We start from the raw sequence: 11,558 nt of genomic DNA on the forward strand, positions 1-11,558 counted from the left end.
GTCACCCGGGGTCAACTCGGCCAGCCTCTCGGCGACTTGAACGTACTCCTCGTACGGCGTCACCGTGAAACAGGTGTGGGTGAAGTCCGCCAGTTGCGCGGACGCGCGGCGTACAACCGCCTTCGCGCTGTTGCCGACCGAGGTCGTGGCAATGCCGGACGCGAAGTCGATCAGCGAGTTGCCGTCCACGTCCTCCAGCACGCCGCCTCCGGCGCGCGTGACGAACACCGGCAGTGTCACGCCGACGCCGTTGGCGACCGCCGCCGACTTGCGAGCCAGCAGCTGCTGCGACTTCGGACCGGGAATGGACGTGACGAGTCGGCGCTCCTGGGCAAGTTCGCTCATGACGGGCGTACTCCTTCTCCGTGCGGTGTTCGTGCCGTGGATTTCCCGCAGATTAGGCGGAGTTCCGATGGGCCCGCGCACTCCGACAGGGCGCGGTGGCGACATCGTCTTCGACGCGGCGGACGGTTCCCTTGAGTGCTGGCGCGTGCGGGTACGAATGCGAGGGGCAACGGGCGAGGGCTCGCTGGAACACCGCGTCGAACGCCTTCGACAGCGACTCTCCACAACACGTCAGCAACCCCAACCGGCCTGGTTTTCCTGACAGTTGACAGACCTCAGCCATTTCCCAGCGACCGCCTCTTCCGCCAAGCACGAACTCCGCCCGGTTCGCAAGCTCCACTTCGGACAATCGGTGGATGGTTGTCGTACGTGATGGAGCATGTACGAATTCCGAAGTTCGTCTCTAGCGTTGCTGCCCATGAGGCATCCGGGAAACTCCGCAATCCGGCTTGGACCCAGGTGATCTCGAAGAATCGAAACCGGCACGGAATCCGTAGCTCGCCTGCCTCCAGCAAGGCCACTCAGGCGCGTGCCTGCCTCTGACCTGCGGTAACGCCAATGTGTCGGACTCATAACGCTTGACCTGCTCATCGAACAAGACACGCAACGGAAACAAATCTGTTCGACAGTCGTCGTCGCGGTTCCGAAAAGCGGAACAGTTCAAAAGATCTAGAAATTTTTCCACGATTCGTGTCCCCGAATCCGGTCCTTCGCGCAACCCATAGGTATTGGCTCGCGCACAAAGCAGCAGGAGTTGCAGTGATATACAACCGGTACAGATTTATTGGCTCCGGCGTCGCACTGACCAGTGTCGCGCTGGTCTCCGCCTGTGGTGGCAACAGTGCGTCAGGCGGCGACAGCGGGACCGGCGCGATCAAGATCGGTGTGGTCGCGCCGCTGTCCGGAGACTCCGCCTCCGCCGGCACGGACATCGTGAACGCCGCCAAGCTCGCGGCCAAGGAGATCAACAAGGACGGCGGCCTGCTCGGCGGCCGGAAGGTCGAGCTGGTGGTCGTCGACGACGCCTGCGACGCGCAGACCGGCACCGCCGCGATGCAGAAGCTGATGTCGCAGAAGGTGGTGGCCGTGGCGGGCGGCTACTGCTCGGGTGCCGCCATCGCCGAGACCGTGATCACAGACAAGCGCAACGTCCCGTTCATCGCCGACGCGCAGACGAACGTGCAGATCACCGACCGCGGCCTCAAGCACGTCTTCCGCACCATCGGCCGTGACGACAAGCAGGGCGAGTTCGCCGCGAAGTACCTGGTGGAGTCCCTCAAGGCGAAGAACGTCGCGATCATCCACGACAACACGGCCTACGCGAAGGGCCTCGCCGAGGCGGCCAGGAGCAGCCTCGGAAAGCTCGGCGGCAAGGACGTGTACTTCGACGCCATCACCCCCGGCGCCAAGGACTTCACCTCCTTCCTGACCAAGGTGAAGAGCACCGATCCCCAGGCGATCTACTTCACCGGCTACTTCGCCGACGCCGGCCTGGTGCTCAAGCAGGCGCGCGAGCTGGGCATCACGGTTCCGATCATCGGCGGCGACGCGACCCAGGACGCGACCGTCATCAAGACCGCCGGCTCGGCATCCGAGGGCTTCGCCACCACGACCGCCCCGCTGCCCTCCTTCATCAGCTCGGCCGCGGGGTTCGTCACCGCGTACAAGAAGACGTACGACACCGACGCGGGGCCGTTCGCGCCCTACGAGTACGACGCGATAAAGGTGATCGCCGACGCCATCGGACGGGCGAAGTCCGCCGACTCGCAGAAGATCACCGACGCGCTGCACGCCACCAAGGACTACGCGGGCATCACCGGCACGCTCAACTTCGAGCCGAACGGCGACCGGAAGAACGCGGTCTATGTGACCGCCGTCGTGAAGGACTCCGAGTTCGTCCCCGGCAAGACCCTCGACGCCTCGGGCGCGTGGGTCGACGCGGGCTGACCGGGCCGGCGCACAGACCGACATGAACGAATTCCTTCAGTACACGCTCAACGGCCTGACGGTCGGGGCGTTCTACGCGCTGGTCGCGTTGGGCTACACGATGGTGTACGGGATCATCCGGCTCATCAACTTCGCCCACGGCGACTTCTTCATGGTGGGCGGCTTCCTCGCACTGGGAGTGCTCAGCCTGCTGGCCAACGGCGGCATGCCGGCCGGTGTCCTCGTCGTGGTCGCGCTCGTCGCGGCCACGGCGGTCACCGGCGCACTCGGTGTGGCTTCCGCCCGTATCGTCTACCTGCCCCTGCTCAAGGCCCCGCAACTGTCGCTGCTGGTCTCCGCCCTCGGACTGTCGCTCGCCGTCGAGTACGGCACCGCGCTGTCGCAGGGCACCGGCTTCAAGAGCGTCCCGCACATCGGCTTCCTCTCCGCCGAGAACGCGATACAGCTGACCGACAGCGTCCGGCTGACCTACGCCCAGCTGGGCATCTTCGGTGTCAGCGTGGTGCTGATGGCCGCGCTGTTCTTCTTCGTGCAGCGCACCGTCACCGGCACCACGATGCGCACTCTGGCGATGGACCAGGACGCCGCACGGCTGATGGGTATCAACGTCGAGCGCACCATCCTGCTGACGTTCCTCATCGGCGCCGGGCTCGCCGGCACGGCGGGCACCATGTACGCCCTGTACTACCCGCAGGTCAACTTCCTGATGGGCTTCCTGCTCGGCCTGCGCGCCTTCACCGCCGCCGTCATCGGCGGCATCGGCAACATCCCCGGAGCCATGGTGGGCGGCGTCATCATCGGGCTGCTGGAGTCCTACGCCACCGGCTATGTGTCCGGGCGGTGGACTGACGTGGTCGTCTTCGGCACGCTCATCGCCGTACTCGTCGTGCGACCGAGCGGTCTGCTCGGCGAGCGCGTGGCAGAAAGGGTGTGACAACGATGCGTGGACTTCTGGACTCACCACGGTTCAAGCTGCCCTCCCTGGCCGTGTTCGCCGTGATCCTCCTCGCCTTCCCCAATCTCGCGGGTGACTACTGGACCGACGTCGGCGTCAAGGTGCTGCTGTACGTCGTCCTCGGCTTCGGCATCAATGTCGTGGTCGGCTACGCGGGCCTGCTCGACCTCGGCTACTCGGCGTTCTTCGCCATCGGCGGCTACACCACGGCCATTCTGGTCGGCAACTACGACGTCAACTGGTGGCTCACCCTGCCGATAGCGATGCTGGTCGCCGCCATGGGCGGCTTCATCATCGGCTATCCCACGCTGCGGCTGCGCAGCGACTACCTGGCGGTCGTCACCCTCGGTTTCGGCGAGATCGTCCGGGTCACCGCCCAGAACCTGGAGTTCACCGGCGGGCCGGAGGGAGTCATCATCCCCTCCCGCCCGGTGCTCTTCGGCTACTCCTTCGACGACACGCTCAGCATGTACTACCTCGTGCTGGCGATCGCCGTCGTCGTGGGTCTTGGCGTCACCAGCCTCGCCCGCTCGAAGATCGGCCGCGCCTGGGAGAGCGTCCGTGAGGACGAGAAGGTCGCCGAGGCGGTGGGCGTGCCCTCCATCCGGGTCAAGGCGCTCGCCTACATCGTCGGCGGCGTGATCGCCGGCCTGGCGGGGGCCTTCTTCGCCACCTACATCGGCATCGTCAACCCGACCAGCTTCACCTTCCTCACCTCGGTGCTGATCCTGCTGGTGGTCCTCATCGGCGGACGCGGCAGCCTGGTCGGGGTGTTCCTCGGCGCGCTCGTCGTCCAGGGCATGCCGGAAGTGCTGCGGGGCATCGGCGACGAGTGGCGGATCTTCCTGTTCGCCGTGCTCCTCATCATCCTGATGTTCATACGGCCACTGGGCCTGTGGCCCGCGCGCACCCGGCGCGGGGCGCGGCTCGCGGACTCCGCGCAGGAACCGCCACTGCCGCAGACCGCCGTGACACCTGGCGAGCCGCTGCTCGAAGTACGCGGCCTGACCATGCGGTTCGGCGGGCTGCTGGCGCTCAACGATGTGGCCTTCACCGTTGGACGCGGAGAGGTCCTCGGCGTCATCGGACCCAACGGCGCGGGCAAGACCACCGTGTTCAACTGCGTGACGGGCGTGGTCGAGCCGACCTCCGGAGAAGTCCTCCTGGGAGGTGAGTCACTGATCGGGCGCCGTCCCCACGAGGTCGTACAGCGGGGCATGGCCCGCACCTTCCAGGGTGCGCGGCTCTTCGGCGACATGAGCGTCGTCGAGAACGTCCTCGTCGGCATGACCTCGCGGCTGAAGAGCGGCGTACTGACCTCACTGCTGCGGCTGCCCGCCCAGCGCCAGGAGGAACAGCGCGCCGGTCGCGAGGCCCGCTACTGGCTGGAGTTCGTGGGCCTGTCCGACAAGGCCACGCGCCTCGCACGCGAGCTGTCGTACGGTGATCAACGCCGCCTCGACATCGCCCGCGCACTGGCGAGCAATCCGCTGGTGCTGCTCCTGGACGAGCCCGCCGCCGGAATGAACCCCAGCGAGAAGACCGAACTCATGGAACTCGTCGCCCGTATCCGGGACCGGGGCGTCACCGTCGTACTCATCGAACACGACATGGCCTTCGTCATGGGACTGTGCGAACGGGTGCTCGTCATCGAGACCGGTACGCGGCTCACCGAGGGGCTGCCGGCCGAGGTGCAACAGGACCCCCGGGTGATCGAGGCCTACCTCGGGGTGGACGAGCACGACGATGAAGACGCCGAGGGCGCCGGCATCGGCCCCGACGCGTCCACCGCCCCGACTCTCGCGAAGGGCCACTGAGATGGCATTGCTCGAAGTCACGGACCTGGATGCCTCCTACGGTGCGATCGAAGCTCTGTCCGGGGTCTCGCTGCGGGTGGAGCCGGGAGAGATCGTGGCGATCCTCGGCGCGAACGGCGCAGGCAAGACGACGCTGCTGCGCACCCTCACCGGGCTGCACCGGGCGAAGTCGGGCAAGGTCCTGCTCGACGGACAGGACATCACTCGTACGCCGGCGCATGACGTCGTGGGCATGGGCTTCGGCCATGTTCCGGAAGGACGCCGGGTGTTCGCCGCACTCGAAGTCGACACGAACCTGACGATGGGTGGCTACCTGTCCCGCAAGGACACCGCGGCGCTGGCTCAGCGACGACAGCAGGTGTACGAGCTGTTCCCGCGCCTCGCCGAGCGGCGCGACCAGCTCGCGGGCACACTGTCCGGCGGCGAGCAGCAGATGCTCGCGATCGGCAGGGCCTTGATGAACGCACCGCGGTTCCTCGCCCTGGACGAACCGTCGCTCGGCCTGTCCCCGCTGTTCACCCGCAACATCTTCAAGATCGTGCGGCAGATCCGGGACCAGGGCACAGCGGTCCTCCTCGTCGAGCAGAACGCCCGCCAGGCGCTACGGCTCGCCGACCGGGCCTACGTGCTGGAGACCGGCCGGGTCGCACTGGAGGGTCCGGCCGCGGAACTGGCCGCCGATCCGCGGGTGAAGGCCGCCTACCTCGGCGGCACCGCGGAAGCCCCGCCGCAGGACGCGGTCGTCGACAGCGCCTGATCAAAAGCGCCGGGAACCCCGTCGGGGTTCCCGGCGCCTCTCATACCAGGCTGGCTACTGGCACTGCGGCACTGCGGCACTGCGGAAACCGTAGCTCGCCTGCCTCTACAAGACCCTGCAGGTGTGCGCCCGCACCTGACCTGCGGTAGCGCGTCTGGGAACCGCCAGTCCGATTCTCGAAGCGCACACGCACAGCCGCATCCTGCCCATCGCCCTGTCCCCAACTTTCAGGTGGGACGAACGAAACCCCCCTGGATCCTCGAACTACCCCTTTAGCCAAGGATGTTCATGAGTACGACGCACGGCAAGAGAGCCCTGTCGCCCGGCACCCGCGAGCAGACTCATCGCTCGGACGGTCTGCAGGCCGGACTCAAGAACCGCCATCTGTCCATGATCGCCATTGGCGGGATCATCGGTGCCGGCCTCTTCGTGGGCTCTGCCTCGGGCATCGCCAAGGCCGGACCCGGCATTCTGCTGTCGTACGCCCTGGTCGGTGCTTTGGTCGTCTGCGTGATGCGGATGCTCGGCGAGATGTCCGTGGCCAACCCGGCGTCCGGTTCTTTCTCCGCCTACGCCGACCGGGCGCTCGGCCGCTGGGCCGGGTTCTCGATCGGCTGGCTGTACTGGTTCTTCTGGGTCGTGGTGCTCGCTGTCGAGGCGACCGCGGGTGCCGTAATCCTCGAAGGATGGATACCGGCCCTCCCGCAGTGGGCCTGGGCACTTGTCGTGATGGTCGTTCTCACGGCCACGAACCTGGCATCGGTCGGCTCCTTCGGCGAATTCGAGTTCTGGTTCGCGGGCATCAAGGTCGTCGCCATAGCGGGGTTCGTCGTCATCGGCGGACTGGCGGCCTTCGGTGTGCTGCCCGGCTCGGACAACCCGGGGGACGGCTTCGTCAACCTCACCGCGCATGGCGGTTTTCTGCCCAACGGCGCTGACGCGATCCTCTCCGGCATGCTGTTGGTGGTCTTCTCGTTCATGGGCAGCGAGATCGTCACCCTCGCCGCCGGTGAGTCCGAGAACCCGCAGCGTGCGGTCACCAGGGCCATCAGCAGCGTGATCCGGCGGGTCGGCTTCTTCTACCTGGGCTCGATCCTCGTCGTGGTCTGTCTGTTGCCGTGGAATGATCCGGCGATTACGGAAAAGGGCTCGTATGTCGCGGCCCTGGACGAGATCGGCATCCCGCACGCCAGCCAGGTCATGAACGCCGTCGTGCTCACCGCTGTCCTTTCCTGTCTCAACTCCGGTCTCTACACCGCCTCCCGGATGGCCTTCTCGCTCGGCCAGCGCGGCGACGCGCCCAGGGCCTTCGCGCGCACGACCATGCGGGGTGTCCCGCAGGCCGCGATCCTGGCCTCCGTCGTCTTCGGCTTCGTCGCCGTCGGCTTCAACTACCTGTGGCCGGACACGGTCTTCCAGTTCCTGCTGAACTCCTCGGGCGCGGTCGCGCTCTTCGTGTGGCTGGTCATCTGCTTCTCGCAACTGAGGATGCGGAGAATCATCCTCCGCGAGAACCCGGAGAAACTTCTTGTCCGGATGTGGCTCTTCCCGTACCTGACGTGGGCGACCATCGCGGTCATCACATTCGTCCTCGGCTACATGCTCACCGACGACAGTGAGGGCGGTGGACGGATCCAGGTGCTGCTGTCGGTGCTGGTTGCCGTGCTGGTTGTGGTGGTCTCACTGGTACGGAGCGGTATCGGCCGAAACGCCAACGACGAAGTTGTCAGCCGCTGGTAGGTGCCGACGTGCGTTCAGCGGAGCCCCGGATGCTGCGGCGTCGGTATCCGGGGAGCCCACCACAGGAAGAACCGGAGCCCACTACAGGAAGAAAGTGACGGCATGTCCGCCTTCAGACGACGCAAAGGCAACTCTCCTCGCCTGGCCCCCGAACTCGACGACGTAGTCCTGGGCCGGGTGCGGCGGCGCCTTGACATCAGCTGGGCCCGCGGCGAACTCGACACCACGGTCATCGCACTGATGGAAAAGGTGATCCTGGACGCAGGGCAGGACTGGGACCGTAAGGCGCACCGCCTCGGAGTGCTCACCGAGGCAGCCGGGCGGGCACTGCCACAGATCTGGCTGCGCCAGGCCCCGCAGGACCCGGGAGCACTCCTGCTGCACGCCTGGTCGGAGGTGACGCACGCGCGGGCGCAGGGAACGCACGTGGACCTGAGCAGCATCCGGGAGGCCTGCTTGCGCGCGGCCGAGCTGATACCCGCCGACCCCACCCCCTGGACCGTGCTCCTGGCCGCGATGAGATGTGAGCAGGAACCTTACGGCGAGGTGGGGCCGGTCTGGCGGGAGATCAAGGCCCGGGATCCGTGGAATCGGGAGGCGCATCTTCAGGCCTTGGGCTATCTGTCACCGGACGAGTGCGGTTCCACCGGGCAGGTGCTGGACCTCCTCGACGGCATCCGTTCAGTGATGCCGGCCAGGGCTCCCACGGTCGGTTTGGAAGTCACCGCGTTCGTTCACGCCTACCAACGCGCCGTTTCCGCCGGCGGCATGGCGGCGCTGAACGCCGGGGACCACTGGAGCCGACCTGATGCGGCCGCGGCACTGAGCCGAGCGGCGCGTGACTGGCCGCTCCCTGGATTCCTCGGCCACGCGGCGGCACTGGCGGATCTCAACGTGCTGGCCTACGCGTTGGTCAAGGCCGCCCTGATGGACGAGGCCGTTGTCGTGCTGCGCGCCACGGCAGGCATGGCGACGCCTTGGCCATGGAACGCGGAGGGAGACCCCCTGGAACGTTTTGCGTACTGGCACGGCGCGATCTCACGCGCCCGGCCCGCGACCAGCCGACGATGACCGCGCGGCTACCAGGCCTCCTTGTCACTCACAACGGGCCGGAGGCTGTTACGCGTGAAAGCGAAGTCAAAATGCGGTCTCCGAGGTACCGGCCGAGCAGGTCTTCGACGTCATGGAGCAGTTCCGGCCGGATCGGCTCTGCCAGCTCCTCCCGGTTGCGCAGGTCGATCACCGCGCGACGACCGATCTCCTGTGGCCCGTCCTGCGTAACCATCATGGATGGGCGTTGATCGACAAGGACCGCCAAGATCCTCAAAGGACTCATAATCCGTCGGCCGTGGGTTCGAGTCCCACCCGCCCCACCTCAGATGTGCCCTGACCTGCGGAAACGTTCCTCGTGAGGTGTGGGAGCGTCAACTTTGCCTCAACGGATGGAATCCGCCGCTCGCGAGTTTGGCGCCAGGTCGGTCTGCCTCAGCTGATGTTCGTCCGACCTGCACGGATGTGCGCGGGCATAGAGCCGGTGAGGACTGCTCGGGTCGGCCATGCCCCGAGAGGGTGATGCACTGAGGCCGTCCTGAGGCCGACGGTATCGGGATCGCCATGCCATGACACGGGCGTTCCGCGATGCCGGGCCCGGTTGGCCGTCCTCACCTCGCCGATCTCGCTCAGCGGTGCTCGAACGCCGGAGACGATCACTTCTGTGATCACCACCTCCTGCCGATCGACCGGCGGCGGCGCCCTCCCGGACGGCCCGCCTGTTGACCATGGTGGGACGACGTGGAAAGCTGGTCCTACCAGTTGGTCCTACCGATGGCAGAGTGCGAGGAGTCCATGGCGTCACAGCAGTCGCAGGGCCGTCGGCGCAAGCCGGAGCTCGTCGCGGAGGCGTTGCTGGCGAGGATCCGGGAGGGAGAACTGCCGGTCGGCCGGCGACTGCCCTCGGAGCGGGATCTGGCGAGCGAGTACGGCGTGAGCCGGAATGCCATTCGTGAGGCGCTCGCCGTGCTCCAGCTCAGTGGCCATGTCGAGACTCGGCTCGGGGACGGCAGCTATATCGCGCAGCCGGAAGGCCCGGCCCGCGACGAGAACGACGCCGGGCTCGTCGCCGCGCTGAACATCACCGAGCTGCTGCAGACACGCGAGGCGCTGGAGCTTGCGAGTGCCCTGACGGCGATCCGCAGGGCGACCCGATCGGACCTGCTCAAGATGGATGCTCTCGTGGCGGAGATGGAAGAACATCTGGAGCAGGACGACTACGAGAGCTATCTGCGCACCACGATGGACCTGCACCGGGCGGTCGCCGCAGCATCGCGTACGCCGCTGCTGGTCACCCTGGTCAAGGAGCTGACCACAAAGCACCAGAGCCACGAATGGCTGCTGCACACCCGGTACACCCCGGCGATCGGCGCGTATTCGCTGGATGTGCACCGGGCGCTGGTCAGGGCGATCCGTGACAAGGACGTGGTCGCGGTGTACGAGGCGACGAGCCAGCATTATCACGACTATCCGGTGTTGCAGGGGCTGGGCCAGGGGTAGGGAAGGCCCCTGGGCCCGGCCGGTCTCACCGGTTGGCCGGGGCCACGGGACGCACCAGGTTCTCCGGGCTGAGAATCTCGGCCAGTTCCGCTTTGGTGAGCAGTTGCCGGGCGATCACCAGGGACAGGACGCTGCGACCGGTGACCAGGGCCTCGGCGGCGATGCCAGTGGCGGCGGTGTAGCCGATGTGCGGGTTGAGGGCCGTGATCACGCCGATCGAGTACTCGACGCCACGGCGCAGGTGTTCGGTGTTGGCGGTGATACCGGCGACGCACCGGTCGGCCAGCGTGTGGCAGGCGGCCGTCAGGTGGCTCAGTGACTCGAAGAGGCTGTGAGCGATGACCGGCTCGAAGGCGTTGAGCTGGAGCTGGCCCGCTTCCGCGGCCATGGTCACGGTGAGGTCATGGCCGATGACCCGGAACGCGACCTGGTTGACCACCTCGGGGACGACCGGGTTGACCTTGCCCGGCATGATGCTGGACCCCGCCTGGACCGGGGGCAGTCCGATCTCCGACAGACCGACCCGTGGACCGGACGACAGCAGGCGCAGATCGTTGCAGATCTTGGAGAGCTTGACCGCGATGCGCTTGAGTACGCCGGAGAGCGTGACGAACGACCCGGCGTCCTGGGTCGCCTCGACGAGGTCGGCGGCGGTGCTCACCGGCACCTGGGTGATCTCCCGGAGCCGCTGGCAGGCGAGTTCGGCGTAGCGGGGATGTGCGTTCAGCCCGGTACCGATGGCGGTGCCGCCGAGATTGATCTCGGTGATGAGGGCGGCGGCCTCCGTCAGTCGCTCGGCGTCCTCGCGGACCATGACCGCGTAGCTGCCGAATTCCTGGCCGAGGGTCATCGGGACGGCGTCCTGCAGCTGGGTCCTGCCCATCTTGACGACGTCGGCGAATTCCTCCGCCTTGGCCGAGAAGGCCGTGGCCAGTGCTCCCAGCGCCTCTCGGAGGTGCTGGACCAGTGTGTACAGGGCCAACTTGACCGCCGTGGGGTACACGTCGTTGGTGCTCTGGCCCATGTTGACGTCTTCGAGCGGGTGCAGGTGCAGGTAGTCACCGCGGGGCCGACCGAGGCGTTCCAGGGCGCGGTTGGCGATGACCTCGTTGGCGTTCATGTTGGTGGAAGTGCCGGCCCCGCCCTGGATGACGTCCACCGGGAAGTGCTCGTGCAGCCGGCCGGCCCGGATGTCCTCGCAGGCACCGACGATGGCCTCGGCCTTGCCGGGGTCCAGGAGGCCGAGTTCGCGGTTGGCTTCGGCGGCTGCCTGCTTGACGCATGCCAGCGCGACGACCAGTTCCGGGTGGTGACCGACCGGGATGCCGGTGATGGGGAAGTTCTCGGTGGCGCGCAGGGTGTGGACGCCGTAGTAGGCGTCGGCGGGGACGTCTCGATCACCCAGCAGGTCGTGTTCCCTGCGGTCGTCGGCCGGTGTGGTCACGGG

The 11,558-nt window shown here is 66.9% G+C and carries 10 protein-coding genes; 7 read left to right on the forward strand and 3 right to left on the reverse strand.

Translation table 11 applies throughout. From position 1 onward, the window contains the following. A partial coding sequence (locus ACTWQR_RS31385) for an aminotransferase class III-fold pyridoxal phosphate-dependent enzyme (protein ID WP_443230589.1) occupies window positions 1-345 on the reverse strand: 345 nt, incomplete at its 3' end. A gap of 759 nt (window positions 346-1,104) precedes the next feature. Between ACTWQR_RS31385 and ACTWQR_RS31390 the strand changes: the two genes are divergently transcribed. The 6 genes from ACTWQR_RS31390 (at window position 1,105) to ACTWQR_RS31415 (ending at window position 8,632) form a co-directional block, all read left to right on the forward strand. Beyond that, the gene (locus ACTWQR_RS31390) at window positions 1,105-2,292 is read left to right on the forward strand and encodes a branched-chain amino acid ABC transporter substrate-binding protein (protein ID WP_443230590.1); all 1,188 of its coding nucleotides are present in this window, start codon (window positions 1,105-1,107) and stop codon (window positions 2,290-2,292) included. Window positions 2,293-2,314: 22 nt separating this feature from the next. Beyond that, the gene (locus ACTWQR_RS31395) at window positions 2,315-3,226 is read left to right on the forward strand and encodes a branched-chain amino acid ABC transporter permease (protein ID WP_257564207.1); all 912 of its coding nucleotides are present in this window, start codon (window positions 2,315-2,317) and stop codon (window positions 3,224-3,226) included. 5 nt (window positions 3,227-3,231) lie between these two features. Then, complete coding sequence (locus tag ACTWQR_RS31400; protein ID WP_443230591.1) at window positions 3,232-5,064, forward strand: branched-chain amino acid ABC transporter ATP-binding protein/permease; 1,833 nt, start codon at window positions 3,232-3,234, stop codon at window positions 5,062-5,064. 1 nt (window position 5,065) lies between these two features. Then, on the forward strand, window positions 5,066-5,821 hold the full coding sequence (locus tag ACTWQR_RS31405; RefSeq protein WP_443230592.1) for an ABC transporter ATP-binding protein: 756 nt from the start codon (window positions 5,066-5,068) through the stop codon (window positions 5,819-5,821). A 288-nt stretch (window positions 5,822-6,109) separates the two neighbouring features. After that, entirely contained in the window at window positions 6,110-7,561 is a 1,452-nt protein-coding gene (locus ACTWQR_RS31410) for an amino acid permease (protein WP_443230593.1), read from the forward strand. A gap of 102 nt (window positions 7,562-7,663) precedes the next feature. Then, a complete protein-coding gene (locus ACTWQR_RS31415) occupies window positions 7,664-8,632 on the forward strand; it encodes a hypothetical protein (protein ID WP_443230594.1) in 969 nt (322 codons plus the stop codon). Between the two features lie 28 nt (window positions 8,633-8,660). Here the strand turns inward: ACTWQR_RS31415 and ACTWQR_RS31420 are convergent, their stop codons facing one another. After that, on the reverse strand, window positions 8,661-8,879 hold the full coding sequence (locus ACTWQR_RS31420; RefSeq protein WP_443230595.1) for a hypothetical protein: 219 nt from the start codon (window positions 8,877-8,879) through the stop codon (window positions 8,661-8,663). A 527-nt stretch (window positions 8,880-9,406) separates the two neighbouring features. Between ACTWQR_RS31420 and ACTWQR_RS31425 the strand changes: the two genes are divergently transcribed. Beyond that, a complete protein-coding gene (locus ACTWQR_RS31425; RefSeq protein ID WP_443230596.1) occupies window positions 9,407-10,111 on the forward strand; it encodes a FadR/GntR family transcriptional regulator in 705 nt (234 codons plus the stop codon). 25 nt (window positions 10,112-10,136) lie between these two features. Here the strand turns inward: ACTWQR_RS31425 and ACTWQR_RS31430 are convergent, their stop codons facing one another. After that, window positions 10,137-11,555 (reverse strand): aspartate ammonia-lyase, encoded by a 1,419-nt coding sequence (locus tag ACTWQR_RS31430; RefSeq protein ID WP_443230597.1) that lies wholly within the window; start codon window positions 11,553-11,555, stop codon window positions 10,137-10,139. Window positions 11,556-11,558: the final 3 nt, after the last annotated feature.

The sequence above is a fragment of the Streptomyces sp. 2A115 genome (assembly GCF_052245575.1).
GTDB lineage: Bacteria > Actinomycetota > Actinomycetes > Streptomycetales > Streptomycetaceae > Streptomyces.